The sequence below is a fragment of the Amycolatopsis sp. NBRC 101858 genome (assembly GCF_030269325.1).
In the GTDB taxonomy this organism is placed as follows: domain Bacteria; phylum Actinomycetota; class Actinomycetes; order Mycobacteriales; family Pseudonocardiaceae; genus Amycolatopsis; species Amycolatopsis ponsaeliensis.
This window is the reverse complement of sequence record NZ_BSTD01000003.1, coordinates 407399-430959: the sequence shown is the minus strand read 5'-3', so window position 1 is coordinate 430959 and position 23561 is coordinate 407399. Positions and strand designations below refer to the sequence as shown.

General features: G+C 72.0%; 28 protein-coding genes. 12 read left to right on the top strand and 16 right to left on the bottom strand.

The window, feature by feature from the left end; genetic code table 11:
- Positions 1-193: 193 nt before the first annotated feature.
- On the top strand, positions 194-1111 hold the full coding sequence (locus QSK39_RS25460; RefSeq protein ID WP_285480346.1) for a YhjD/YihY/BrkB family envelope integrity protein: 918 nt from the start codon (positions 194-196) through the stop codon (positions 1109-1111).
- Positions 1112-1197: 86 nt separating this feature from the next.
- Positions 1198-2238: an LLM class F420-dependent oxidoreductase gene (locus QSK39_RS25455; protein WP_285480345.1), complete on the top strand. Its 1041-nt coding sequence runs from the start codon at positions 1198-1200 to the stop codon at positions 2236-2238.
- Between the two features lie 13 nt (positions 2239-2251).
- Here QSK39_RS25455 and QSK39_RS25450 read toward each other — a convergent pair whose 3' ends face one another.
- Complete coding sequence (locus QSK39_RS25450; protein WP_285480344.1) at positions 2252-2839, bottom strand: class F sortase; 588 nt, start codon at positions 2837-2839, stop codon at positions 2252-2254.
- A 241-nt stretch (positions 2840-3080) separates the two neighbouring features.
- Between QSK39_RS25450 and QSK39_RS25445 the strand changes: the two genes are divergently transcribed.
- The gene (locus QSK39_RS25445) at positions 3081-4028 is read left to right on the top strand and encodes a Ppx/GppA phosphatase family protein (RefSeq protein WP_285480343.1); all 948 of its coding nucleotides are present in this window, start codon (positions 3081-3083) and stop codon (positions 4026-4028) included.
- 40 nt (positions 4029-4068) lie between these two features.
- Positions 4069-4251 carry a hypothetical protein gene (locus QSK39_RS25440; RefSeq protein WP_285480342.1) on the top strand — a complete coding sequence of 61 codons (183 nt, stop codon included), beginning with the start codon at positions 4069-4071 and terminating at the stop codon, positions 4249-4251.
- Here the strand turns inward: QSK39_RS25440 and QSK39_RS25435 are convergent.
- The 3 genes from QSK39_RS25435 to QSK39_RS25425 are packed head-to-tail and all read right to left on the bottom strand — an operon-like array spanning position 4232 to position 7747.
- On the bottom strand, positions 4232-6637 hold the full coding sequence (locus QSK39_RS25435) for a glycoside hydrolase family 65 protein (RefSeq protein WP_285480341.1): 2406 nt from the start codon (positions 6635-6637) through the stop codon (positions 4232-4234). The two genes, QSK39_RS25440 and QSK39_RS25435, sit on opposite strands and share 20 nt — an antisense overlap.
- Positions 6638-7366 carry an HAD family hydrolase gene (locus QSK39_RS25430; protein WP_285480340.1) on the bottom strand — a complete coding sequence of 243 codons (729 nt, stop codon included), beginning with the start codon at positions 7364-7366 and terminating at the stop codon, positions 6638-6640.
- Positions 7367-7375: 9 nt separating this feature from the next.
- Complete coding sequence (locus QSK39_RS25425) at positions 7376-7747, bottom strand: ArsR/SmtB family transcription factor (protein ID WP_285480339.1); 372 nt, start codon at positions 7745-7747, stop codon at positions 7376-7378.
- A 118-nt stretch (positions 7748-7865) separates the two neighbouring features.
- Between QSK39_RS25425 and QSK39_RS25420 the strand changes: the two genes are divergently transcribed.
- Entirely contained in the window at positions 7866-8378 is a 513-nt protein-coding gene (locus QSK39_RS25420) for a PaaI family thioesterase (RefSeq protein ID WP_285480338.1), read from the top strand.
- Here QSK39_RS25420 and QSK39_RS25415 read toward each other — a convergent pair.
- Positions 8362-8676 (bottom strand): nuclear transport factor 2 family protein, encoded by a 315-nt coding sequence (locus tag QSK39_RS25415; protein ID WP_285480337.1) that lies wholly within the window; start codon positions 8674-8676, stop codon positions 8362-8364. The genes QSK39_RS25420 and QSK39_RS25415 overlap by 17 nt on opposite strands.
- Before the next feature lie 51 nt (positions 8677-8727).
- Positions 8728-9210, bottom strand: a complete 483-nt coding sequence (locus tag QSK39_RS25410) for a MarR family winged helix-turn-helix transcriptional regulator (RefSeq protein ID WP_285480336.1) — start codon at positions 9208-9210, stop codon at positions 8728-8730.
- On the opposite strand from QSK39_RS25410, the gene QSK39_RS25405 reads away from it, so the two are divergent.
- On the top strand, positions 9209-9670 hold the full coding sequence (locus QSK39_RS25405; RefSeq protein ID WP_285480335.1) for a pyridoxamine 5'-phosphate oxidase family protein: 462 nt from the start codon (positions 9209-9211) through the stop codon (positions 9668-9670). The two genes, QSK39_RS25410 and QSK39_RS25405, sit on opposite strands and share 2 nt — an antisense overlap.
- Here QSK39_RS25405 and QSK39_RS25400 read toward each other — a convergent pair.
- Both QSK39_RS25400 and QSK39_RS25395 read right to left on the bottom strand, forming a co-directional pair.
- Positions 9606-9872, bottom strand: a complete 267-nt coding sequence (locus QSK39_RS25400) for a hypothetical protein (protein ID WP_285480334.1) — start codon at positions 9870-9872, stop codon at positions 9606-9608. The two genes, QSK39_RS25405 and QSK39_RS25400, sit on opposite strands and share 65 nt — an antisense overlap.
- Entirely contained in the window at positions 9872-11029 is a 1158-nt protein-coding gene (locus QSK39_RS25395) for an ROK family protein (protein ID WP_502873306.1), read from the bottom strand. The genes QSK39_RS25400 and QSK39_RS25395 overlap by 1 nt, the downstream gene beginning before the upstream one ends.
- Before the next feature lie 142 nt (positions 11030-11171).
- Between QSK39_RS25395 and QSK39_RS25390 the strand changes: the two genes are divergently transcribed.
- A complete protein-coding gene (locus QSK39_RS25390; protein WP_285480332.1) occupies positions 11172-11912 on the top strand; it encodes a DUF427 domain-containing protein in 741 nt (246 codons plus the stop codon).
- A gap of 4 nt (positions 11913-11916) precedes the next feature.
- Here the strand turns inward: QSK39_RS25390 and QSK39_RS25385 are convergent, their stop codons facing one another.
- Both QSK39_RS25385 and QSK39_RS25380 read right to left on the bottom strand, forming a co-directional pair.
- Positions 11917-13197, bottom strand: coding sequence for a carotenoid oxygenase family protein (locus QSK39_RS25385; RefSeq protein WP_285480331.1), 1281 nt, complete (start codon positions 13195-13197; stop codon positions 11917-11919).
- 1 nt (position 13198) lies between these two features.
- Positions 13199-13792 carry a hypothetical protein gene (locus QSK39_RS25380; RefSeq protein WP_285480330.1) on the bottom strand — a complete coding sequence of 198 codons (594 nt, stop codon included), beginning with the start codon at positions 13790-13792 and terminating at the stop codon, positions 13199-13201.
- A gap of 58 nt (positions 13793-13850) precedes the next feature.
- Here QSK39_RS25380 and QSK39_RS25375 point away from each other — a divergent pair, with 58 nt between their 5' ends.
- A complete protein-coding gene (locus QSK39_RS25375; RefSeq protein WP_285480329.1) occupies positions 13851-14363 on the top strand; it encodes a PadR family transcriptional regulator in 513 nt (170 codons plus the stop codon).
- Between the two features lie 139 nt (positions 14364-14502).
- Complete coding sequence (gene sigC / locus QSK39_RS25370) at positions 14503-15054, top strand: RNA polymerase sigma factor SigC (protein ID WP_285480328.1); 552 nt, start codon at positions 14503-14505, stop codon at positions 15052-15054.
- Between the two features lie 92 nt (positions 15055-15146).
- On the opposite strand, the gene QSK39_RS25365 is transcribed toward sigC, so the two are convergent.
- From QSK39_RS25365 to mgrA, 4 genes are all read right to left on the bottom strand, one after another.
- Positions 15147-15422, bottom strand: a complete 276-nt coding sequence (locus QSK39_RS25365) for a cyclic-phosphate processing receiver domain-containing protein (RefSeq protein ID WP_285480327.1) — start codon at positions 15420-15422, stop codon at positions 15147-15149.
- Positions 15419-16288 (bottom strand): TIGR03564 family F420-dependent LLM class oxidoreductase, encoded by an 870-nt coding sequence (locus tag QSK39_RS25360; RefSeq protein WP_285480326.1) that lies wholly within the window; start codon positions 16286-16288, stop codon positions 15419-15421. Before QSK39_RS25360 ends, QSK39_RS25365 begins: the two co-directional genes overlap by 4 nt.
- Before the next feature lie 16 nt (positions 16289-16304).
- Entirely contained in the window at positions 16305-16970 is a 666-nt protein-coding gene (locus tag QSK39_RS25355; protein ID WP_285480325.1) for a TetR/AcrR family transcriptional regulator, read from the bottom strand.
- 89 nt (positions 16971-17059) lie between these two features.
- On the bottom strand, positions 17060-18088 hold the full coding sequence (gene mgrA / locus QSK39_RS25350; protein ID WP_285480324.1) for an L-glyceraldehyde 3-phosphate reductase: 1029 nt from the start codon (positions 18086-18088) through the stop codon (positions 17060-17062).
- A gap of 63 nt (positions 18089-18151) precedes the next feature.
- On the opposite strand from mgrA, the gene QSK39_RS25345 reads away from it, so the two are divergent.
- A complete protein-coding gene (locus QSK39_RS25345; protein ID WP_285480323.1) occupies positions 18152-19033 on the top strand; it encodes an AAA family ATPase in 882 nt (293 codons plus the stop codon).
- The gene (locus QSK39_RS25340; protein ID WP_285480322.1) at positions 19030-20397 is read left to right on the top strand and encodes a vWA domain-containing protein; all 1368 of its coding nucleotides are present in this window, start codon (positions 19030-19032) and stop codon (positions 20395-20397) included. The genes QSK39_RS25345 and QSK39_RS25340 overlap by 4 nt, the downstream gene beginning before the upstream one ends.
- Here the strand turns inward: QSK39_RS25340 and add are convergent.
- Positions 20375-21346 carry an adenosine deaminase gene (add, locus tag QSK39_RS25335; protein ID WP_285480321.1) on the bottom strand — a complete coding sequence of 324 codons (972 nt, stop codon included), beginning with the start codon at positions 21344-21346 and terminating at the stop codon, positions 20375-20377. The genes QSK39_RS25340 and add overlap by 23 nt on opposite strands.
- 149 nt (positions 21347-21495) lie before the next feature.
- On the opposite strand from add, the gene QSK39_RS25330 reads away from it, so the two are divergent.
- A complete protein-coding gene (locus tag QSK39_RS25330) occupies positions 21496-21723 on the top strand; it encodes an antitoxin (RefSeq protein WP_284744077.1) in 228 nt (75 codons plus the stop codon).
- Position 21724: 1 nt separating this feature from the next.
- On the opposite strand, the gene recQ is transcribed toward QSK39_RS25330, so the two are convergent.
- On the bottom strand, positions 21725-23560 hold the full coding sequence (gene recQ, locus QSK39_RS25325) for a DNA helicase RecQ (RefSeq protein ID WP_285480320.1): 1836 nt from the start codon (positions 23558-23560) through the stop codon (positions 21725-21727).
- Position 23561 lies beyond the last annotated feature (1 nt).

The following is a 23561-nucleotide window of genomic DNA, read 5'->3' as shown; positions in this document are numbered from 1 at the left end:
CCGAAACCCGGAACTCGCGTGATCGAAACCGTACCTTTCGTGATCGGAACCGGAACTCGCGAAATTGCGGACCGGATCACGCGAGATCCGCCCGTGATCGCGCGTGACGTTTTCCCCGCCGCCGGGTCGGACTGCGGAGGACACGCGCGGATGAGAGGGTCGGCCGGTGGGACGTGGAGCGGGGAAAGCCGTCGTGGGCAAGGGGGTCCGGCGGGCGGGGGCGACCCTGGCCCGGTACCGCGAACGCGACGGTGACCACTACGCGGCCGCGGTCACCTTCTTCAGCCTGCTCGCGCTGGTCCCGCTGGTCATGGTCGCCGTCTCGGTGGCCGGGTTCGTCCTGGCCGGCGACCAGCTGCTCGCGACCGAGCTCGACCGCGTCATCGACGGCGCGCTCCCACCCGAGATCGCCACGCGCGTCAACGACGTCGTGCACACCGTCGTGGGCGAACGCGGCCGGATCGGCGTGCTCGCGCTGACCGTCGCCGCGTACTCGGGCTGGAGCTGGATCAGCAACGTCCGCGACGCCGTCACCTCGATGCTCGGCCAGGAGCGGGCCACCCGGCCGCTGCTGCGCGGGATCGCCGCGGACGTCCTCGCGCTGATCGGGGTCGGGCTCGCGATGGCCGTGTCGTTCGGGCTGGCGGCGCTCACCGGCGCGGCCGGCACCTGGGTCCTCGGCCTGACCGGCCTGACCGGCGGGTTCCCGCACTTCCTCCTCGTCGCGGGCTCATTGCTGCTCGGCCTCGCGGCGAACTGGCTGGTCATCGCCTGGTGCCTGGCCCGCCTGCCGCGCCGGGCACTGCCGCTGCGCTCGACGCTGCGCCCGGCCGGAGCCGCCGCCGTCGGGCTCGCGGCGCTGCAGCAGGCCGGCGGGCTGTACCTGCACCTGCTCGGCCGGTCACCCGCGGTCGCGGCGTTCGGCACGCTGGTCGGCGTGCTGCTGTTCGTCTACCTGGTCGTCCGCTGGCTGCTGATGGTCACGGTGTGGCTCACGGTCCGCGACGAGCCGCCGGCCGGCACGCTCGCCGCCGACGTCCGCTACGCCGGCACGACGCTCGGGGCCGGGGCGTCGGCGGAGCTGGTGGTCCGCACCTTGACCGGCCGGTGAGTGGCGGCGCGCACATCGCGGGCGCGCGGCGTGGCCGGTCCCGTTAGGATCCGCGACTAAGCGCTTGCTCAGCAACGGAGGTGGACATGCGGATCGGGACCGCGATCAACTACGCCGGAGGCTTCGCCGACAGCGTCGCGGACATCGTCGAACTCGAGAAGGTGGGGCTCGACGTCGCCTTCGTTCCCGAGGCCTACTCCTTCGACGCCGTCAGCCAGCTCGGCTACCTGGCCGCGAAGACCGAACGCGTCCAGCTCGCCTCGGGCATCTTCCAGATCTACACCCGCACCCCGACCCTCACCGCGATGACCGCGGCCGGGCTCGACTTCGTCTCCGACGGGCGGTTCATCCTCGGGCTCGGCGCCTCCGGTCCGCAGGTCATCGAGGGCTTCCACGGCGTGAAGTACGACGCGCCGCTGGCCCGCACCCGCGAGATCGTCGAGATCTGCCGCCAGGTGTGGCGGCGCGAGCGCGTCGTCCACGACGGCAAGCACTACACGATCCCGCTGCCGCCGGAGCAGGGCACCGGCCTCGGCAAGCCGCTCAAGCTGATCAACCACCCGGTGCGCGAGCGCATCCCGGTGCTGCTGGCCTCGCTCGGGCCGAAGAACGTCGCGCTCACCGCCGAGATCGCCGAGGGCTGGCAGCCGATCTTCTTCCACCCGGAGAAGGCCGCCGACGTCTGGGGCGAGTCCCTGGCCGCGGGCAAGGCCAAGCGCGACCCGGCGCTGGGCGAGCTCGACGTGTTCGTCAGCGCCGCGCTGGCCATCGGCGACGACGTCGAGCCGCTGCTCGACCACCTGCGCCCGCTGGTCGCGCTCTACGTCGGCGGGATGGGCGCGCGCGGCAAGAACTTCTACAACGACCTCGCCTGCCGCTACGGCTACGAGGCCGAGGCGAAGCTGATCCAGGACCTCTACCTCGACGGCAAGAAGGAGGAGGCCGCGGCCGCGGTGCCGATCGAGCTGCTGCGCTCGATCTCGCTGGTCGGCCCGGCCGGGTACGTCAAGGAGCGGCTGGCGGCGCTCAAGGAGGCGGGGGCGACGACGCTGGTCGTCAACCCGATGCTGCCCGGCCGCGAGGCGCGGGTCGCGGCCGTGGCCCAGCTGCGGGAGCTGCTCGCCTGAGCCCGGACGGGCGTCAGACCGGGACCGCGTAGACGGCGATCCGCGGGGAGTCGATCCCGGCGAAGTCGTGGGTCCCGTCGCTGGTGATCAGGCGCAGCTCGGGGCCCGGCCCCTCCGGGGCGACGAGCGTGCTGTCCGGTTCGTCCGCGGGGAACGTCGCCGTCCGGCGAACCTGGAAACGGGCTTCGCGGCCCTCGTCGTCGCGCACGACGACCGGGGCGCCCGGCTTCAGCGTGTCGAGGCGGGCGAACGAGCCGCTGGAGTACCCGAAGCCGGCGTGCCCGGACAGCACGGCGACGCCCGGGGCACCGGGGGCGGGGCCGTCGGCGAACCAGCCGACGCCCGGCGCCGTGCCGGGCTGTTCCCGGCGGCCGCCGACGTGGCCGAGGTCGACCAGGTGGCCGAGCGCGAGGCCCAGGTCGGGGATCACCAGCGCGGCCGGCAGGACACCGGCAGCGACGGTCGCCGGACGGCCCGCGGTCACCCCGGGAGCGCCCGGGCTGAGCACCGTCGTGACGCCGAGCAGGACGCACCCGAGCCCGGCCACCACCGCGAGCACGGCGGCGGCCGGCCGCACGAGCGTCGAGTGGCGCTCTCCCACGTTCCCCTGCCGCACGCCGGTAAGTCGGGACGCGAAGAGTGGGCGTTACCGAATCGTGTCCAGGAGTGCTGCGATTCACTCGATCGGGTTATCGGCCTGTGACCTGCGCGTCAATAAAGCACGTCCGGAGGAGGGAAAGCCGACAATTCCCGGCGAACCGCGGCGATTTCGGGCAGTATTGCGTGTTTCGACCTGTCGAACTGGGGATATCCACTCGTCCGGAAGCGAGGTGCGCCGAGCCGTGCGAAAAATCGAAGAGCCCGCGGTGGGCGTGCTGGACGTCGGCTCGTTCAGCGCCCGCTTGGTGGTGGTCCCGGTGGGCGGTTCGCCCCGCGAGCCGCTGCTGAACCACCAGACGCGGCTGCGCCTCGACCGCGAGCTCGACGACCGCGGCCGGCTCTCCGCCCGCGGCATCGCCGCCGTCACGGCCGCCGTCGCCGCGGGCATGACCACCGCCTACCGCCACGGCGTCAGCCACATCTACCCGCTCGCGACGTCCTCGATCCGCGACGCCGCCAACGCGGCCGACGTCGTCCGGCACGTCGCCGGCGAAACCGGCGTCGAGCTGCGGTTCCTCTCCGGCCGCCGGGAAGCCGAACTGACCTACCTGGCCGCCCGCCGCTGGTACGGCGCGGAGGCCGGGCCGCTGCTGGTGCTCGACATCGGCGGCGGCACGGTCGAGCTGGCCGCGGGCCGCGGCGACCGGGCGACGTTCGCGCGGTCGCTGCCGCTGGGCGCGCGGTCGATGACCCGCGACTGGCTGCCGGGCGAGCGCGTGTCGACCAAGCAGGTCAAGGCCTTGCGCGCGCACGCGCTCGACGTCGTCACCACGACCCTGGGCGCCGCGGACGTCGACGACCCGCGCGTCATCGGGTGTTCGAAGGTGCTGCAGCAGCTAGCGCGGCTGGCGGGCGCCCGCCCGACCAAGTGCAAGGAGCTGCGCCTCGACGACCTGCGCGCCTGGATCCCGCGGCTCGCCGCGCTGCCGCCGTCCAAGCGGGCCAAGCTGCCGGGCATCTCCCGCAGCCGCGCCCACCAGGCGCTGGCGGGCGCGATCGTGGCGGAAGCACTGCTGACGGTCGCGGGTGGCAAGGTCGCGATCTGCCCCTGGTCGACCCGCGACGGCCTGCTGCTGACCTTGCAGGACAAGGCGCGGGAAAAGGCGGGGTCCAAGGTCGTGGCGGCCTGACCCCTGGCCGTGGCCGGGAAAACCGGGTATTCCGGAAGGTATGAGCCAGCAGCAGCACAGCCACGCCCGCGACGACGAGGACGACGAGCTCCCGAAGCTCCCGACTCCCGGTCAGCTGACGCACGACGTCCCGACCGCGCCGGACCCGGACGTCAACCCGGGCGGGACCGAAGAGATTCCGGCCCCACCCGGGCGTGATGCCGTCAGCGACCTTCCAGGGTGACCGGGTTGGTCGGATCCGCGTACTGACGCACCTTCTCCGAGTCGCGCCGCATGGGGGCGCGGCCCGGGGGCTGGCCCGGCGGGTCACCCGCGTCGATCTTCGGGATCGCGAACCGCTGCGGCTCGGCGGTGACCGTGACGCGCTCGCCGTGGTGCAGCACTTCCAGCGGCTCGCCGTCCAGCACGTGGTAGGTCGCCTGGTCGCGGTCGATCTCCACCTGGAACCGGGTGCCGCGGAACATCAGCCGGAAGGTGATCCGGTCCAGCTGCGGCGGCAGCCGCGGCGCGAACGCCATCGTCGAACCGTGGTCGCGCAGGCCGCCGAAGCCGGCCACGGCGCCCTGCCACGCCCCGGCCAGTGACGCCATGTGCAGGCCGTTGCGCACGTTGTTGTGCACGTCGTGCAGGTCGGTCAGCGCGGCCTCGGCGAGGTAGTCGTAGGCCAGCTCGAGGTGCCCGACCTCGGCCGCGACCACCGCCTGCGTCCCCGCCGAGAGCGAGGAGTCGCGCACGGTCCTCGCTTCGTAGTAGGCGAAGTTGCGGGCCTTCTCCTCCGGGCTGAACGAGTCGCCGCACAGGTAGAGCGCCAGCACCAGGTCCGCCTGCTTCACGACCTGCTTGCGGTACAGGTCGAAGTACGGGAAGTGCAGCAGCAGCGGGTAGTGCGCGAGATCCGTGTTCTCGTAGTCCCACTCGTCGTGGTCGAGGAAACCCTCCGACTGCGGGTGCACGCCGAGTTCTTCGTCGTAGGGCAGGTACATCGCCGCGGCGGCCGCGCGCCACGAGTCCAGCTCGACCGTGTCGACGCCGAACCGCGCCGCCACGTCCGGCTGGCGCTCGCACGACTCCGCCGCCGCCAGCAGGTTCCGCTTCGCCATCAGGTTCGTGTAGACGTTGTTGTCCGCCACCGCGGAATACTCGTCCGGCCCGGTGACGCCGTCGATGCGGAACGCGCCGTGCCGGTCGTGGTGGCCCAGCGACGCCCACAGCCGCGCGGTTTCCAGCATCAGCTCGGTGCCGTAGTCGCGCTCGAACTCGTCGTCGCCGGTCGCGTTGAGGTAGCGCACCACGGCGTCGGCGATGTCCGCGCTGACGTGGAACGCCGCCGTGCCCGCCGGCCAGTACGCCGAGCACTCGGCGCCGTTGATCGAGCGCCACGGGAACGCCGCGCCGCGCAACCCCAGCTGGTGCGCGCGTTCCCGCGCTTTGTCCATTGTGGAGTGCCGCCAGCGGAGGGCGTCGCGCGCCGCGTCCGGCATCGTGTACGTCAGCACCGGCAGGACGAACGACTCGGTGTCCCAGAAGGCGTGCCCGTCGTAGCCCGGGCCGGTCAGCCCCTTGCCCGCGATCGCGCGGCTTTCGCCGCGGGCCCCGGCCTGCAGGAGGTGGAACAGCGCGAAGCGCACCGCTTGCTGCAGCTCGGGATCGCCCTCGATCTCGATGTCCGAGGTCGCCCAGAAGTCGTCGAGGAACTGGCGCTGCTCGGTGACCAGGCCCTTCCAGCCGGTCTGGCGCGCGCCCGCGAGCGCGGCCTCGACCTGCGACCGCAGCGCGGGCACCGAGCGTTGCGCCGACCAGCCGTAGGCGAGGAACTTGGTGATCCGCAGCCGCCCACCCTTCGGCACGTCGACCGCGACCGTGAGCCGCGCGAGGTCCTCCTCGGAGTGGATGCGGGCGCGGATCCCGTCGTCCACCTCGATCTTGTGGTCCATCGCCGCGGCCATCCGCAGCCCGGACCGGCGGGTCTGGTGCACCAGCACGGCGTTGTAGTCGGACGCGCGGTGGAACTCGCCGACCAGCGGGGAGTTCAGCGCGGCGGCCACCCGCGGGTCACTGGTGTCGGACTCGATGGGCTCGTTGGCCAGCAGGTCGGACTGGACGACCAGCTGCAGGTCCTCGTCGAGCGGTTCGACCTCGTACCGGATCGCGGCGACCGCGCGCTGGGTGAACGACACCAGCCGCTCGGTGCGCACGCGGACCCGCCGCCCGGTCGGCGACGACCATTCGGTGCTGCGGCACAGCGTGCCCTTGCGGAAGTCGAGCACCCGGTCGTGCTTGGTGGCGGCGCCGTAGCGCATGTCGAGCGGCTCGTCCTCGACGAGCAGCCGGATGATCTTGCCGTCGGTGACGTTGACGACGGTCTGGCCCTCTTCGGGGTAGCCGTAGCCCGCTTCGGCGTAGGGAAGCTCGTGCTGCTCGTAGAAGCCGTTGAGGTAGGTGCCGGGCAGGCCGCGCGGCTCGGCTTCCTCGAGCGTGCCGCGCAGCCCGATGTGCCCGTTCGACACGGCGAACGCCGACTCGGTGCGCTGCAGGGCGTCGACGTCCATGCCGCGCCAGCGCAGCTCCCACGGCGAACACTCGTAGCCGCGGGGTTCTTCTTCGGTCATTCAATCCTCCAGGAGGTCGGCGAGGTCGTCGACGACGATGTCGGCCCCGTGGGCCCGGAGCTGGTCGGCCTGGTCGGCGCGGTTCACGCCGACGACGTAGCCGAAGTTGCCTGCCTTCCCGGCCTGCACGCCGGACTGGGCGTCCTCGAACACGGCCGCGTGCGCGGGTTCGACGCCGAGTTCCGCGGCGCCGGCCAGGAACGAGTCCGGCGCGGGCTTGCCCTTGAGGTTCCGCTCGCGGATGGTCAGGCCGTCGACGCGGGCTTCGACGTACTTGCTGAGGTCACCGGCGTCGAGCACCTTCGCGCCGTTCGCCGACGACGTCACGACGGCGATCCGCAGGCCCGCGGCCTTGACTGCCTCGAGGTAGCGAATCGAGCCGGGGTAAGGGTTCACCCCGCGTTCGTCGATGATCTTCAGGACCAGCTCGTTCTTGCGGTTGCCGACCCCGTTCACGGTCGGGGCGTCCGGGGCGTCGTCGGGAGTGCCTTCCGGCAGGTCGATCCCGCGCGAGCGCAGGAATTCGCGGACGCCGTCGGCGCGCGGCCGACCGTCCACATAGGTCGCGTAGTCCTGGGCGGTGAACTCGTGGAAGCCGGCTCCGTCGCGGGCGCGCAGAAACTCGTCGAAAGTCCGTTTCCAGGCTTCGCTGTGCAGAACGGCCGTACCGGTAAGCACTCCATCGAGGTCGAACAGGCAGGCGGTGATGTTCTCGGGCAATCCCGTCATGCCCGCACGCTACCGGTCCTCGTCGGTCACTGGCTGTGCCGGGTGTGGCCGCACGCGGTGGATGAGTTCGTGCACGGTCGCGTCCGCGAGCCGGTAACGCACCACGCGTCCGGTGCGCTGCGTGGTCACGAGCCCGTGCGCGCGCAGCAGCCGCAGAGCTTGGGAAACCGCGGTGTCGGTCATGCCGGTGACGGCGGCGAGGTCGGTGACGCTGATTTCGCGGGCGTAGTGGATCGAGACGAGCAGCGCCAGCCGGGACGGGTCGGCGACCACGGAGAACCGCTGGGCCCACTCGTCGATGACGGCGCGGTCGCCCAGCCCGTCGACCGCGGCGGCCACCCGTTCGGGGTCGATGAGCTTGCGGCCGGCGTCGTTGTCCACCCCGAGATGATTCCACCCGGGCCGGGACCTCCGGTGGCCTGGGTCACGCCGCGCTTGACGCGGGCGGGTGCGCGGGCGAGGCTGCGATTAAGACAGTTGTCATAATCGAGGAGCCGAGATGACCGACGTGGCCGCCGGGGCGCAGACCCGCTCGAAGACCATCACCTGGCAGGACCCGCTGCCGACCGCCCGGCTCGGCGCGTCGATGTCCGGGTTCGACTACATGACGGCCATTGCCGACGGCACGCTGCCCGGGCCCCCGATCGCCGCGCACTTCGGGCTGCGCTGGGAGCACATCGGCCACGGCGAGGTCGTCGCCGTCGCCGAACCCGACGAGTCGCTGTACAACCCGATCGGGATGGTCCACGGCGGGGTCGCGGCGACGCTGCTGGACTCGGTGGTCGGCTGCGCGGTGCACACGACGCTGCCGGCCGGCGTCGGCTACTCGTCGGTGGAGCTGAAGGTGAGCTACCTGCGCGCCATCCACGCGGGCCGCGGCGAGATCCGCGCGACCGGGCGCGTGGTGAAGGAGGGCTCGCGGATCGCGTTCGCCGAGGGGGAGATCCGCGACGCCGACGGCAAGCTGCTGGCGACGGCGTCGGGGACCTGTGTGATCACGCGGGCTGCTTGACGTCCCAGTGCTCGACGAGCAGGCCGTCCTCGACGCGCAGGATGTCGACGATGGCCGTGCCGGCGACGTGCAGGTGCACCATGACGAGGTCGTGCTCGGCGGCGATGTGCTTGATCTCGGCGGTGGCGCCGGCCAACGGCGAGTTTTTCACGGCGTCGGCGAACGCGTCGCGGCCGTTGGGCAGGCCGGGGCTGTGGGTGACGAAGTCGGGGTGCAGCGCGGCCTTCGCGGCGTCGAAGTCCTTGTGCACGAACAGGTTTTCCAGGCAGTCGACGACGATCATGCGGTTCTGGTCCATGGCGTTCATGGTCGGCTTCGCGTGCGTCGCCGTCGATTACGTGCCAGGTAATCAGCGGGGCGGCCGGACGCGCCGGGCGCGGATCGCGTCACCGCCGCCGAAGCGGCCGATGACCGCCGCCAGCAAGGCACGGGCGTCTTCGACGCGTCCGGCGCCGAACTCCGTCTCGAGTTCGTCCTGAAGGTCTGCCCGCAGGGTCCGGGTGGCTGCGACGGCGTCGTGCGCGTGCTCGGTGAGGTGCAGCAGCTTGGTGCGCGCGTCTTCGGGGTCGGGCGCACGCTTCAGCAACCCCCGGCGTTCGAGATCGGCGACGGCCTTCGACGCGGCCTGCTGCGTGACGCCCATCCGGTCGGCGAGCGCGGTGATGGACAGCGGCGCGGCCAGGACGTGCTGGATCACGACGCCGTCGTTGAAGCGCAGGTCGCCGAAGCCTTGGCCGGTGAGCCGCCGCTGCACCTCGTCGGTCATCGCCCAGCCCGCGAAGAGGGCGGTGAGTGACAGATCGAGGCCGTCCGGGCTAGGATGCACAACCATGGTTGTGGAATCTAGCAGAGTGCCGGCCGAGCTGGCCGGAGCGTTCGTCCGTGTCGCGCACCGGATCGTGTGGTGCACGCTGGTGACCGTCGACGGCCGGGGCCGGCCGCGGTCGCGGGTGGTCCACCCGATCTGGGAACTCGGCCCCGACGGCTTGACGGGGTGGCTGTTCACCCGCCCGACACCGCTGAAGCTGGCGCACCTGGCGGCGACGCCGTACGTGTCGTGCTCGTACTGGGACCCGCTGCACGAGGTGGCGGTGGCGGAGTGCCGAGCGGAGTTCACGGACGACGAGGAGACGCGCAGGTTCTTGTGGGACCTGTTCGCCTCGACCCCGGAGCCCCTGGGCTACAACCCGAAGATCCTGGGCGGCGAGGACCACCGCGACCCGAAGATCACGGTGTTGAAGCTGACCCCGTGGCGAGTGTCGACCGGCGGCGAAGCCTGGCGCGCGGCCTGAGGCGGCGCCGGCGGCGGGCGCGGGCCAGCCGCCCGGCGAGGTCCCAGTCGGCGACGAACCGGCCCATCGTCTCGTCATCGGCGGCGCCGCCGGCTTGCCGGGAGCCGATGCGGTCCAGTGAAACGACGAACTCGTTCAGGTCGCAGAGCACCTCGACGGCTTCGTCGAGCGGCAGCCGGAGCTCGCGCCCGGGCGAGTCCACTAAGCGGCACCCACGCGGCGGTCGAAGACCAGCCCCTGCGCCGCCCGCAGCCCCACGCTGATCGCCCCCGCCAGGACCGCGTCCTCGCCCAGTTCGCCCTGGACCACCTTCGGGACCAACGGCGTGAACGCCCGCAGCGCGCGGTCCAGCGGCTCCAGCAGCAGGTCCGCCGCCGTGCCCATGCCGCCGCCCAGGACGATCAGCTCCGGGTCGATCACCGCCGCCACCGAGGCCACCGTGTACGCCAGCCGGTCCGCCTCGGCTTCGAGAGCGCGCCGGGCCAGCTCGTCGCCTTCGCGGGCCAGCCGGAACACCTCGCGGGCCGACTTCGCCGTGCCCAGGCCGAGTTCGCGGGCGCCGCGGACCACCGACTGGGCCGCCGTCGCCTCCTCGAGGTGCCCGCGCGCGGGCGGGGCGCCGTCTTCCAGGGACGACCGGGTGCGGCCGTACGGCAGGTAGCCGATCTCGCCCGCCGCGCCCGTCGCGCCGCGGAACACCCGGCCGTCGACCATCATGCCCATGCCGACGCCCGTGCCGATCGTGATGCAGCCGAACACCGACGCCCCGCGCGCGGCGCCGCTCTCGCCCTCGCCGACCGCGGTCAGGTTCGCGTCGTTCTCCACCATCAGGTCCGGGCCCAGCGCCGCCTCGAGGTCATCGATCAGCCCCGCGCGGCCCCAGCCCGGCAGGTTCGGCGCGTGCCGGAAGCAGCGCTTCTCCGGGTCGGCGACGCCGGGGGAGCCGACGACGCGGACAACGATGTCGGCCTGCGACAGCCGCGCCTCCGCGACGGCCGAAGCCGCGATCTTGCCGACCGCCGTGACCAGCGCGGCGCCGGAACGCGCCGTGTTGCGCTCGTCGCGGCGCGCCACGATCGTGCGGCCGAGGTCCGACACCGCGACGCGCAGGTGCTCGCGCCCGATGTCGACGCCCAGCACGTACCCCGCGGTCGGGTCGGCCTCGTACAGCACGGCCGAGCGCCCGGTGCCGGTCGAGGTGTGCCCGGTCGGGCGCGCCAGCCCGGCGGCCTCCAGCGCGAGCAGCGCCTGGCTCACCGTCGGCTTCGACAGCCCGGTGTCCTTCGCCACCTGCGGCCGGGTCGCCGGTCCGCTGCGGCGCAGCAGGTCGAGCACCGCCCGCTGGTTGATCTTGCGCATCCCGGCGGGGGTCCCGACCGTTGGAGCATCTACGCCGGCCACCCGTGCCCGCCTCCTGTCATCCGCTTGCTTCCTGCCACGCTAGCCGCCCGAGCCCCGGTTTCGCCGGAATACGCTCGCTTCGGGACCCGTTGACCGGGGCATGAGCACTCCGGTACGCGGCCGGGTCCGCGTGGCACAAGGCGCGAAGCGGGTACGCGTGTTCCTCGGCGGCCAGGTCGTCGCGGACACGGTGCACCCCCTTCTGGTGTGGGAAGTTCCTTACTACCCGACCTACTACTTCCCGCGCGCGGACGTCGCCGGCGGCGTTCTCGCCCCCTCCGGCCGGACGTCGCACTCGCCCAGCCGCGGAGAAGGTGTTCTGTCGACGATAAAGGGTGGCGGAGCGGAGGCGGTGGACGCCGCGCTGGAATACCCGGATTCGCCCATCGAGGAGCTCCGGGACCACGTCCGCTTCGAGTTCGGCGCCTTCGACTGGTTCGAAGAGGACGAACAGATCTTCACGCACCCGCGCGACCCCGGCGTCCGCGTCGACATCCTGCCGAGCTCGCGCCACGTGCGGATCGAGGTCGACGGCGTCACGGTCGCCGACACCGTGCGGCCGCACCTGCTCTTCGAGACCGGCCTGCCGACCCGCTACTACCTGCCCCGCGTGGACGTCCGGATGGACCTGCTCGAGAAGATCGACACCGTGACGCACTGCCCGTACAAGGGCGCCGCCGACCACTTCGACGTCGCCGGGCACGACGACCTCGCGTGGAGCTACCCGACGCCGCTGCCGGAGAGCGAGCGCGCTGCGGGCCTGGTGGCGTTCCTCGACGAGAAGGTCGACGTCTTCGTCGACGGCGTCCGGCAGGAGCGGCCGAAGACGAAGTTCGCCTGACGCGTCACGCGTCCGGCAGCCAGTTCCCGTGGAAGCCCGCGGGAACGCGCTGCGGCAGGTGGACCGTGGCGACCGGCGCGGCGGCGACGTCCCCGGCGTCGAGCACGACGAGGTCGCTGCGGTCCTCGGCCGAGTCGTAGACGTAGGTCAGCAGCCAGCCTTCGCCGTGCTCCGCCGGGACGAACACCGCTTCGCCGGGGACGCGTCCTTCGCCGAAGACGTGCTCGCTGCTGGTCTCCGCGTGCAGGTCGTACCGGCGCAGGACGTCGTGGCCGGTGACGTGCCCGAAGCGCGCGTCGGACCCGGCGAGCCGGTCGTCGATGCGGGGGAACTCGCCCGGTCGGTCGTCGAGCCGGTCCTCGGTCACCGTCCCGGCGACGGGATCGATCGTCCACCGGTACAGGAACGCCGGCGGGTCGTCGTGGCCCGCCTGCCACTGGTGGTCGTAGCGCAGGACGTGCACGACGATCCGGCCGTCCCGGGTGTCGAAGGCGTTGAGCGTGTGGAAGACATAACAGGGCTCGATCTCCAGCCAGCGCACGCCGGCCTCGGGCCGGTCGCGGCGCAGCACGCCGAGCCGGGCGCCGTAGCCCGCGTCCCAGCGGTAGGGCATGCCCCGGCCGACCGACGCGTGGTCGAACACCACCGGGAGGTCGTAGAAGACGGCGTGCTCCGCGGTGAGCGCGAAGTCGTGCATCATCGTCAGCCCCGGGACGTCGATGGGCTGCTTGACGACGAGCTTGCCGGCGGCGTCGGCGCGGTAGTAGCTCACGTGCGGCGCGGTGATGCTGCCGTAGCCGAAGAAGTGCAGCTCCCCGGTCGTCGGGCAGATCTTCGGGTGCGCGGTCATCGAGTCGGCCAGCTCGCCGTCGAAGTCGTAGGCGCCGACGGTGTCCAGGTCGGTCGTGATCTCGTACGGCAGCGAGGATTCGACGAGCGCGAGCGTGCGGCCGGCGTGGTTCACCACGTGCGTGTTCGCGACGCTGGCGTGGAGGTTGCGCGTGCCGTCTTCGTTGTACAGCTCGAGATCCGGGTCGTCGAAGCTGTCGGTGCGCACCCACCGGTTGCGGTACCAGGCGGCCCGGCCGTTTTCGAGCCGGACGCCGTGGACCATGCCGTCGCCGGTGAACCAGTGCTTGCTGTCCTCACGCGGGTTCGGGCCGTTGCGCAGGTACCAGCCGGTCAGCTCGGGCGGCAGGGCGCCGGTGACGGGGAGGTCGAACGCCGTCAGCTCGTCGTGGACGGGGGCGTAGACCCCGCTCAGGTGGAAGTCGCTGGTGGTCATGTCAGGCGGCCTTTTCGGCTCGGGCGCGCACGATGCGCGGGTAGCGGATGGTGAAGGCGACGGGCACGGCGAAGCCGAGGACCTTGAGCGTGATCAAGGCGGCGGTCGCGTGCGGAGCGAAGTTCAGCAGCGCGATGCCGGCGAGGCCGGTGACGGTGAAGCTCGCGGCCCACACGAGCGTGATGACCACGTTGACGCGCTTGAAGACGGGGTTGCCCCAGAGCTCCGGCGGCGTCATCGTGCGGGCGATGCCGAGGGTGAACGGCTTGCCGATGGCGAGCGAGCCCCAGGCGGTCAGCGCCAGCCAGGCGTCGGTGAGCGCGCCGGTGTAGGTCTTGAGCGGCGACGCCGGGAAAGCGAACGCCGTCGCCGTGAGCAGGGCGAAGAAGGCGAGCGCGCTCCACTCGATGATGAGGGCGTCGTTCTGGCGGCCTTCGCGGCGGGCGAGCACGAGGAGCGCGGCCGAGATGACCAGCCCGGTCAGGCCGGACCAGCGCCAGTCGAACTGCGTCGCGACCACGGCGAACGCGATCCACGGAAGGAAGCTCTTCAGGTAGTTCATGCCGGTCTCCCCCGGACGTTCCAGCTGTGACATGTCGAAACTAGAAGCTCCTGGATAGACATGTCAATAGTGGAATGTCATGATGGGGCACATGAGCCTTCGACACGCGGTGCTCGGCATGCTGGCCGACGAGCCCGGAAGCGGCTACGACCTGCTCAGGCGGTTCGAGCGGGCGATGGCCAACGTCTGGCCCGCGACGCAGAGCCAGCTCTACGGCGAGCTCGGCAAACTGGAGACGGCGGGCATGATCCACGTCCTCGCCGAGGGCCCACGCGGGCGCAAGGAGTACGAGATCACCGAGGCCGGCCGCGCGGAGCTGCGGCACTGGCTGGTCGACGTCGACCCGGGCGGCCCGCCGCGCAGCGCCGCTCTGCTGCGCGTGTACTTCCTCGGCTCGGTTTCCCCGGCGCAGGCCCGCGGCTACGTCGCGTCGATGGGGGAGTCGGCGCGGGCGCGCGAAGAGCGGCTGGACGAGCTGGAGGGCTCGATCGACTGGGGCGACGACAACCAGTCGCTCTACGGCCGCCTGGTCCTGGAGTGGGGCAAGCGGTTCTCCGCCATGCAGCGCGAGTGGGCGGAGTGGGCGGTCAAGCAGGTCGAGTGAGGGTCGTATAACGCCCTATACGGCGCGTCTCCCACCAGCCGGACGGCGGAATCGCGAGGTTTGCCGTCACTGCTGACTCCGCCTTCCTCCCCATCGCCGCCCTCGACGGAGGCGCTTCGCGCCGCGGTATCTTCCTCGCATGACCCGCGGTGAGGACGACGAGCGCGTCACGGCCTTGGCGATGGCAGCGGGCCGCGGCGATCGCCGGGCCCTGGAGGAGTGGGTCCGCGCGACGCAGGCCGACGTCTGGCGCTTCCTCGCCCACCTCACCGACGCGTCCGCGGCCGACGACCTGACGCAGGAGACCTACCTCCGCGCGTTCGGCAGCCTTCGCCGCTTCGCGGGGCGGTCGTCGTCGCGGACGTGGCTGCTGTCGATCGCGCGCCGGGTGGTGGTGGACCAGATCCGGGCCGCGGGGGCGCGCCCCAAGATCGCGGACACGGATTGGGAAGCCGCCGCCGAGCGCACCCGCGACCCGGCGGCCGGCTTCGAAGAGCTCGTGGAGCTGGGCTTGCTGCTGGACGGGCTGGACCCGGAGCGGCGCGAAGTCCTGGTGCTGACCCAGGTTCTCGGCTTGTCGTACGCGGAGGCCGCCGAGGTGTGCGGCTGCCCGGTCGGCACGGTCCGCTCCCGCGTCGCCCGGGCTCGCGAGGACCTGATCCAGGCCCGCCGAGCCCGCGGCGCCGGCTGATCCAGGGCGTATCGGCGTGGCGTGGTGGTGAGTCACTCGCGGCGTGGGACCTGGTGCTGGTGAGTCACTCCCGGCGGAGTCGGCGGTGCCGGTCAGCGGACCCCGGGTCCGTACCGCCGCGCCATGCCGGTGAGCCACTCGCGGCCCACCGGGTTCGCCGTGTGCACTCCGACCTCCGGCGGCCAGCGGTCGTTCTCGCACAGCCACAGCACGACCGGGCGGGTCGTGTCGTCGCCGCCGAGGTCGTGGTCCAGCGAGATTGCCGTGAACTCGCCGTCCCTGAGCAGCGCGATCGCCTCCTCGCTCGACTTCGCCCACGTCCAGCCCGGCGGCGCCGGCCGCAAGTCGTCGACCCAGAGCCCGCTCATGCCGCCAGCAGTTCGCGCGTTCGGGCCTGCTCCGCCACCGAGCCGAACGGCATCACCAGCAGCTCGGTCGCGCCCGCATCCTCCAGGGATTTCACCTTGTCGCGCACGGTCTCCTCGTCGCCCACGATCGCGCTGTCGGAGGCGCGCGCGTAGCCGTCGCGGTCCAAAATGGACCGGTACGCCGGGACCTGCGCCGCCGCGCCGTAGTTCTCTTCCACCCACGCGCGGCGTTCGTCCACTTCGGACGTCACGCAGATCAGCCGGCCCGAGACGACCCGCCGGCCGGGACCGAGCGTCGGCACCACGAACTCGCCGATCGCGCGCGGGCCCGCCCAGGTCGTGATCACGCCGTCGGCCAGCTCGCCCGCCAGGCGCGTCGACCCCGGGCTGACCGAGCCCACCAGGACCGCCGGCCGGGACGCGCCCGGCGTGGTCAAGCCGCCCGCCGCGGTGAGCGTCTCGCCGTGGACGTCCGCCTTTTCCCCGCGCAGCAACGGGTTCAGCGCTTCGAGGTACTCGCGCAGGTGCCGCAGCGGCCGGTCGTAGGAGTACCCGAACTCCCGCTCGACGATGTACCGGTGGCTCAGCCCGACGCCGAGGTGCACCGGCGCGCCGGTCGCGGCCTGGACGGTCAGCGCCTGCGCCGCCATCGTGATCGGGTGCCGCGGGTACGTCGGCACCACGCACGTGCCCAGCTCGGCGCCGGGCGCCGCGGCGCCGAGTGCGGGCAACGCCGTGAGCGCGTCCCAGCCGCCGCGCTGCGCGAGCCACAGCGTGCCGTAGCCGAGCTTCGCCGCTTCGCGTGCTTGTGTGGTCATGCCGTCGAAGCCGACGCCGAGCTCGTCGATCAGGATCCCCGTGCGCATGTGTCCTCCCAGATATTCAGTACGCGCGCTCGAGCTGCTTCCGGTCGAGCGCGACGGATTCGGTGAACAGCGCGACGACCCGCGGCGCCACTTCGCGCAGCCGCATCGTCGAGACGGCGACCGGCTCGAAGGCGTGCGCGACGGTGTCGGCGATCAGCGCGGGCTCCGCCGGCGGAACGCCGACGAGGAAGCCGTGCAGCACCGCCTGGTAGGCGACGGCGAGCTCCCGGGCCGGCCGGTCGGTGCGCAGCAAGTCGTTGCCCGCCAGCAGTTCGAGGTACTCGACGAACGCCTCGTCGTGGCGCGGGTCGAGTTTGGCGTGCAGCTTCGGCAGGAGCTTCCCGAGCGTGCCGGCGTCGTCGGCGTACCCCGCGCGCAGCAGCGGGCGCCCCAGCACGTTCGTGTACTGGACCTCGGTCAGCCGCGACAGCCGCGCGGCGAGCGGGTCCGCTTCGACCGCCCGGACGAGGTCCTCGATGCTGCGCACGGACTCCCGCAGCAGAACCGCGAGGAACAGCTCCTCGCGGTTCTTCCAGTGCAGGTAGACGGTCCCCTTGCCGACGTCCGCGCGCTCGGCGACGTCCTCGATGGTCGTGCGCCGGTAGCCCACGCGCAGCAGCAGCTCGGCGGCCGCGTCGAGGATGCGCTCGGCCCGCTCGGCGCGGTCTTCGGCAGGAGGCATGACGCCATCATATGACCAAATGCGAAATCTGGTCAAACGTCGAGCCGGAAAACGGCGGGACGCAGTGCGCGCCCCGCCGTCGTCAGCCGTCAGCCGTCCGAGGACCGCTTCCAGAGGTTGATGCCCGCGTCGGTGGCGTGGCCGTCGATCTCGGTCAGCTCCTCCGAGCTGAAGTCGAGGTTGCCCAGCGCGCCGACGTTGTCCTCGAGCTGCTTGACGCTGCTGGCACCGATCAGCACCGACGTGACGCGGTGGTCACGCAACGCCCACGCGAGCGCGAGCTGCGCCAGCGACTGCCCGCGGCGCCCGGCGATCTCGTTGAGCGCGCGGACCCGGCCGAGGCGGTCGTCGTCGAGCGTGTCCGGGTCGAGGGACTTGCCCTGCGCCGCCCGCGAATCCGCGGGGACGCCGGTCAGGTACTTGTCCGTCAGCAGCCCCTGCGCCAGCGGCGAGAACGCGATGCAGCCCGCGCCCGCCTCGTCGAGGGCGTCGAGCAGCCCGTCCTCCTCGATCCAGCGGTTCAGCATCGAGTACGACGGCTGGTGGATCAGCAGCGGCGTGCCGAGCTCGCGCAGCAGCCTGGCCGCCTCGGCGGTCCGCTCCGAGTTGTACGACGAAATCCCGACGTAAAGCGCTTTCCCGGCGCGGACGGCGGAGTCGAGCGCCCCGACCGTCTCCTCCAGCGGCGTCTCGGGGTCGAACCGGTGGGAGTAGAAGATGTCGACGTAGTCCAGGCCCATGCGGCCCAGCGACTGGTCCAGCGACGACAGCAGGTACTTGCGGGAGCCCCACTCGCCGTACGGGCCGGGCCACATGTCGTAGCCCGCCTTGGTGGAGATCACCAGCTCGTCGCGGTACGGCTTGAAGTCGGTGGCCAGCAGCCGCCCGAAGTTCTCCTCCGCCGAGCCGTACGGCGGGCCGTAGTTGTTGGCGAGGTCGAAGTGCGTGATGCCGAGGTCGAAGGCGCGGCGGGTGATGTCGCGCTGGGTCTGCAGGGGCTTGTCGTGGCCGAAGTTGTGCCACAGCCCGAGCGAGATCGCGGGCAGCTTGAGCCCGGACCGCCCGCAGCGCCGGTAGGGGATCGATTCGTATCGGCCGGAAGCCGCAACGTAGGTCACGCGGCCGATGCTAGCCGTCCGGTCGGGTACGCTCCTGGTGAGCGACCGCTTAGGAGGCACGTGGTGGGCACGGGATTCTTCACCTCCGTCGACGACGTGTCGGCGAAGCTGGCCGAAGCCGGCTACCTGGCCTCGACGGCGGTGGCGACCACGGTGTTCCTGGCCGACCGGCTCGGCAAGCCGCTGCTGGTCGAGGGTCCCGCCGGCGTCGGCAAGACCGAGCTCGCCAAGGCCGTCGCCCAGGTCAGCGGCTCGCGGCTGGTGCGCCTCCAGTGCTACGAGGGCATCGACGAGGCCCGCGCGCTGTACGAGTGGAACCACGCGAAGCAGCTGCTGCGGATCACCGCCGGCCGCGACGAGACGTGGGAAGACGCCCGCACCGACATCTTCGGCGAGGAGTTCCTGCTGCGCCGCCCGCTGCTCACCGCGATCTCCTCGGACGAGCCGACCGTGCTGCTCATCGACGAGACCGACAAGGCCGACATGGAGGTCGAGGGCCTGCTGCTGGAGGTCCTCGGCGACTTCCAGGTGACCGTGCCGGAGCTGGGCACCATCACCGCGACGCGCGCGCCGTTCGCCGTCCTGACCTCCAACGCGACGCGTGAGCTGTCCGAAGCGCTGCGCCGCCGGTGCCTGTTCCTGCACATCGACTTCCCGGATGAGGAGCTCGAACGCGACATCGTCCGGCTCAAGGTCCCGGGCATCGACGCCGCGCTCGCGGATTCCGTCGTCCGGGTGATCGCCGCCCTGCGCGCGATGGACCTGCGGAAGCTGCCCTCGGTCGCGGAGACCATCGACTGGGCACGCACGCTGCTCGCGCTCGGCGCGTCGACGCTGGACGAGCAGGTAGTCCTCGAAAGCCTCGGCGTCGTCCTCAAGCACCAGGACGACATCGCCAAGGCCGGCGCCGGCCTGAAGCTCGAACAGGTCCTGGACGCGTCGTGACCGGCGGCGTGCCGGACCGGCTCGCGTCGTTCGTCCGGGCCCTGCGGGCCCAGGGCATCCCGGCCGGCCCCGCCGAGACGGTCGACGCCGCGGCCGCGCTCGAAGTCCTCGGGTTCGACGACCGCGAGCTGGTCCGCGAAGGGCTGGCCGCGGCGCTGGTCCGGCGCGGCGGGCAGCGCGCGGTGTTCGACGCCGCGTTCGACCTGTACTTCCCGGCCGGGATCGGCGCGCCCGAGCGGGCCCGCGAGGACCAGCCGTCGACCCTGGAAGAGCTGCGCGAAGAGCTCGCCGCCGCGCTCGCCGACGGCGACCAGCAGGCATTGGCCCAGCTCGCCGGGCTCGCGGTGGACATGCTCGGCCAGTACGGCTCGGCGTCCGGTCCGGGCGGCGGGTTCTCGGCCCACCAGACCCTGGAGCGGCTCCAGCCGCAGACGCTGATCGCGCGGGTGCTGGCCGCGGTGCGCGGCGGCGGCGCCCGCGGCGAGTTCACCGACCGGCTCGACCGCGACGAGATCCGCCGCCGCGTCGAAGGCTTCCGCGGGCAGGTCCGCACCGAGGCCCGCCGGCGCGCGGCCGAGGTCCGGGGCCGTGAGCGCGTGGCCAAGCACGCCATCGCGCCCGCGCCCGACCGCGTCGACTTCCTCATCGCCAGCCGGAACCAGCTCGCCGAGCTGCGCCGGACGATCCAGCCGCTCTCGCGCAAGCTCGCGACGCGCCTCGCCGCCCGCCGCAAGCGCACCACGCGCGGGCAGATCGACCTGCGCCGCACGCTGCGGCGGTCGCTGTCGACCGGCGGGGTGCCGCTGCGCCCGGCCTACCGCCACCGGCGCCCCGGCCGGCCCGAGATCGTGCTGCTGTGCGACCTTTCCGGCTCGGTGGCGGGGTTCGCGAACTTCACCATGCTGCTGGTCCAGGCCCTGCGCGACCAGTTCAGCAAGATCCGCGTGTTCGCGTTCGTCGACAGCGCGGACGAGGTCACCCACCTGGTCACCAGCGGCGCGGCCGACCCCGAGCACCTCGGCGCGCGGATGCTGTCCGAGGCGGCGCTGGTGCGCTGGGACGGCCACAGCGACTACGGCGGCTCGCTGCGCCAGTTCACGGCGAACTGGCTCGACGCGGTCGGCCCGCGGACGTCGGTGCTGATCCTCGGCGACGCCCGCACCAACGGCGGCGACCCGAACCTCGACGCGGTCCGCGAGATCAAGGCCCGCGCCCGGCACGTCTACTGGCTGAACCCGGAGCGCCGGTCCCTGTGGTCGACCGGCGACTCGGCCGCGCTGGAGTACGCCGACGTCGTCGAGATGCACGAGTGCCGGACGGTGCACCAGCTCGGCACGCTGGTCACCCGCCTGCTGCCGGTGTGAGCCACGCGTCGATGCCGCGCAGCATCGCCTCCTTCGTCACGTCGGGTGCGAAGGACGCGGTGACGCTCGCCCGCGCGAAGTCCGCCATCGCCGCATCGTCGTAGCCGAAGGCATCCCGGACGCGGGCGTACTCCGCCGCCAGGTTCGCGCCGGTGACCGACGGGACGTCGGTGTTGAGCGTGACCGTTAGCCCCGCGTCGAGGAGCCGGGGGAGCGGGTGCTCGGGCAGCGACGGAACCAGCCCCAGCGTCACGTTCGACGACGGGCAGACCTCCAGCGCCAGACCCCGTTCGCGGACCTCGGCGACCAGTGCGGGGTCTTCGAGGACGCGGATGCCGTGGCCCAGCCGTTCGGTCCGGCCGACGTCGAGGGCTTCGCGGATGCTGTCCGGGCCGGCGTCCTCGCCGGTGTGGTGCAGCAGGTGGATGCCGGCCGCGCGGGCCCGCTCGAAGACGGCTGCGAAAGGCTTCAGGGAGTGGTTTTCCTCGCCGGCCATGCCGATCGCGAAGACTTCGTCGTGCTTCACCGCGAGGTCGAGGGTGCGTTCGGCGCGCTCGACCGAGCGGCGCCGCGAGTGGTCGAGCACCAAGCGCCATTCGAGCGCGCTCCCGGAAAGTCCTTTGAGGACGGACGTGAGCGGCATTTCGAGGTCGCCCAGGCGTTCCCCGTGCGACGCCGCGGTGAACGTGACTTCGGCGTAGCGCGTGCCCTGGGCTGTTTCGTCTTCGCAGTACTCGCGGGCGATCCGCTCGAAGTCCTCCGGACGCTGGAGGCACGCCCGGACGAGCGCGTTGTAGTCGGCGAAGGCGCGGAAGCCGTCGAAGACCGGGGGCTCACCCGGGACGTCCACGCCATTCGCCTCGCCGAGCTCACGGAGCGTGCCCGGCCGGATCGTGCTCTCCAGGTGGACGTGGAGGTGGGCTTTCGGCAGGGCGGCGAGGTCGCGCATGATCGTGAGCCTAGGTGCGCCCGCCCAGGTGCGCGCCCGATTTTCCGCCGCGGCGCCGCGGTGGCAGGTTTGGCCCTCGTCACACGGGGAACCTCCGGGTGGTTCGTCCGCGTTGTCAGGATGACCGCACACCGACGAGGGAGACGACCATGGCTTTCCTGCGCAAGCTCACCGTGCTGGCCGGCGCGGCCGGCGCCGCCCGCGCGTACGCCAAGAAGAACCCCGAAAAGGTGAACGGGGCCGTCGGCAAGGCGGCCAAGTTCGTCGACGACAAGACCAAGGGCAAGTACCACGAGCAGATCGCCGGCGCGGTCCGCAAGGTCAACTCCGTGACCGGGCCGGACGGGCACCCGGGGCCGGGGCCGGCCACCCGCTAGGTCACTCGGCGGTCAGGACCTCGAGGACGCCCTCGCCGTACTTGGCGAGCTTGTTCTCGCCGACACCGCTGACCGTGCCCAGGTCGGCCAGTGAAGACGGCCGTTGCGTGGCGATCTGGCGCAGGGTCGCGTCGTGGAAGATCACGTACGCAGGGACACCCTGTTCCTTCGCGACGCCGGCCCGCCAGGCACGCAGGCGCTCGAACAACGGGGCCGCCTCCGCGGGCAAGTCCGCCGCGGGGGCGGCCTTGCGGGTGCCACGGACCTTCGCGGCCGCCGCGCGCTCGGGCTCGCGGCGCAGCATCACCTCGCGGTCACCGCCCAGCACTTCGGCGCTGGCCTCGGTGAGCACCAGCGAGCCGTAGTCGCCTTCGACCGCGAGCAGGCCCTGGGCCAGCAGCTGCCGCACCACCGCGCGCCACTCCGGCTCGCGCAGCTCGGTGCCGATGCCGAACGTCTTGAGCGTGTCGTGCTGGAACTGCGTGACCTTCGGCGTGGACTTGCCGAGCAGGATGTCGACCACCTGGCCGGCGCCGAACTTCTGCCGCCGCTCGTTGCGCAGCCGCACGATCGTCGACAGCAGCTTCTGCGCCGGGATCGTGCCGTCGAACTTCTCCGGCGGGCTCAGGCACGTGTCGCAGTTGCCGCAGGGCTCGGCCTTCTGCCCGAAGTAGTCGAGGATCTGCACGCGGCGGCATTCCACCGTCTCGCACAGCGCGAGCATCGCGTTCAGGTGCGCGCCCAGCCGGCGACGGTGCGCGTCGTCGCCCTCGGACGTGTCGATCATCTTGCGCTGCTGCACGACGTCCTGCAGCCCGTACGCGAGCCAGGCCGTCGACGGCAGGCCGTCGCGCCCCGCCCGGCCGGTCTCCTGGTAGTAGCCCTCGACGGACTTCGGCAGGTCGAGGTGTGCGACGAACCGGACGTCCGGTTTGTCGATCCCCATGCCGAACGCGATCGTCGCGACCACGATCAGGCCGTCCTCGCGCAGGAACCGGGACTGGTGCTTCGCGCGGGTGCGCGCGTCGAGGCCCGCGTGGTACGGCACCGCCGGGATCCCGTTCTGCACCAGGAACTCCGCGGTCTTCTCCACCGAGTTCCGGGACAGGCAGTAGACGATCCCCGCGTCCCCCTGGTGCTCGGTGCGCAGCAGCTCCAGCAGCTGCCGCTGCGGCGAGTTCTTGCCGACGATCCGGTACTGGATGTTCGGCCGGTCGAAGCTCGCGACGAAGTGGCGGGCCTCGTCGAGGTTCAGCCGGGCCGCGATCTCCTTGTGCGTGGCTTCGGTGGCCGTCGCGGTCAGGGCGATCCGCGGCACGTCCGGCCAGCGTTCGTGCAGCGCGGAGAGCTGGAGGTAGTCGGGCCGGAAGTCGTGGCCCCACTGGGCGACGCAGTGCGCCTCGTCGATCGCGAACAGCGAAATCTTCCCGCGGTCGAGCAGCCGCACGGTGGATTCGACCGAAAGGCGTTCCGGGGCCAGGTAGAGCAGGTCGAGCTCGCCGGACAGGAACGCCGACTCGACCTCCTGCCGGGCCGCGTAGTCCTGCGTGGAGTTGAGGAAACCCGCGCGGACGCCGGCGTTGCGCAACGCGTCGACCTGGTCCTGCATCAGCGCGATCAGCGGGGACACCACCACGCCCACACCGGGCCGCACCAGCGCGGGAATCTGGTAGCACAACGACTTCCCGCCACCGGTGGGCATCAGCACGAGCGCGTCACCACCCGCGATCACGTGCTCGACGATCGCCGCCTGGTCACCGCGGAAGGCGTCGTAGCCGAACACGCGCCGGAGGGTCTCCAGCGCGTCGGACACGGTCGCGAACTCGGTCTCTGCCACC

What these genes read in the sequence shown, in the direction of transcription:
- QSK39_RS25455 (WP_285480345.1), top strand. Translation starts at nt 1,198, where the DNA reads ATGCGGATCGGGACCGCGATCAACTACGCCGGAGGCTTCGCCGACAGC.
- QSK39_RS25390 (WP_285480332.1), top strand. Translation starts at nt 11,172, where the DNA reads ATGAGCACTCCGGTACGCGGCCGGGTCCGCGTGGCACAAGGCGCGAAG.
- QSK39_RS25435 (WP_285480341.1), bottom strand. Translation starts at nt 6,637, where the DNA reads ATGACCGAAGAAGAACCCCGCGGCTACGAGTGTTCGCCGTGGGAGCTG.
- QSK39_RS25380 (WP_285480330.1), bottom strand. Translation starts at nt 13,792, where the DNA reads ATGTCACAGCTGGAACGTCCGGGGGAGACCGGCATGAACTACCTGAAG.
- QSK39_RS25365 (WP_285480327.1), bottom strand. Translation starts at nt 15,422, where the DNA reads ATGAGCGGGCTCTGGGTCGACGACTTGCGGCCGGCGCCGCCGGGCTGG.
- QSK39_RS25360 (WP_285480326.1), bottom strand. Translation starts at nt 16,288, where the DNA reads ATGCGCACGGGGATCCTGATCGACGAGCTCGGCGTCGGCTTCGACGGC.
- sigC (WP_285480328.1), top strand. Translation starts at nt 14,503, where the DNA reads ATGACCCGCGGTGAGGACGACGAGCGCGTCACGGCCTTGGCGATGGCA.
- QSK39_RS25410 (WP_285480336.1), bottom strand. Translation starts at nt 9,210, where the DNA reads ATGGTTGTGCATCCTAGCCCGGACGGCCTCGATCTGTCACTCACCGCC.
- QSK39_RS25330 (WP_284744077.1), top strand. Translation starts at nt 21,496, where the DNA reads ATGGCTTTCCTGCGCAAGCTCACCGTGCTGGCCGGCGCGGCCGGCGCC.
- QSK39_RS25415 (WP_285480337.1), bottom strand. Translation starts at nt 8,676, where the DNA reads ATGGACCAGAACCGCATGATCGTCGTCGACTGCCTGGAAAACCTGTTC.
- QSK39_RS25385 (WP_285480331.1), bottom strand. Translation starts at nt 13,197, where the DNA reads ATGACCACCAGCGACTTCCACCTGAGCGGGGTCTACGCCCCCGTCCAC.
- QSK39_RS25430 (WP_285480340.1), bottom strand. Translation starts at nt 7,366, where the DNA reads ATGACGGGATTGCCCGAGAACATCACCGCCTGCCTGTTCGACCTCGAT.
- QSK39_RS25405 (WP_285480335.1), top strand. Translation starts at nt 9,209, where the DNA reads ATGGTTGTGGAATCTAGCAGAGTGCCGGCCGAGCTGGCCGGAGCGTTC.
- QSK39_RS25375 (WP_285480329.1), top strand. Translation starts at nt 13,851, where the DNA reads ATGAGCCTTCGACACGCGGTGCTCGGCATGCTGGCCGACGAGCCCGGA.
- QSK39_RS25355 (WP_285480325.1), bottom strand. Translation starts at nt 16,970, where the DNA reads ATGCCTCCTGCCGAAGACCGCGCCGAGCGGGCCGAGCGCATCCTCGAC.
- QSK39_RS25440 (WP_285480342.1), top strand. Translation starts at nt 4,069, where the DNA reads ATGAGCCAGCAGCAGCACAGCCACGCCCGCGACGACGAGGACGACGAG.
- QSK39_RS25395 (WP_502873306.1), bottom strand. Translation starts at nt 11,029, where the DNA reads ATGCGCAAGATCAACCAGCGGGCGGTGCTCGACCTGCTGCGCCGCAGC.
- add (WP_285480321.1), bottom strand. Translation starts at nt 21,346, where the DNA reads ATGCGCGACCTCGCCGCCCTGCCGAAAGCCCACCTCCACGTCCACCTG.
- QSK39_RS25420 (WP_285480338.1), top strand. Translation starts at nt 7,866, where the DNA reads ATGACCGACGTGGCCGCCGGGGCGCAGACCCGCTCGAAGACCATCACC.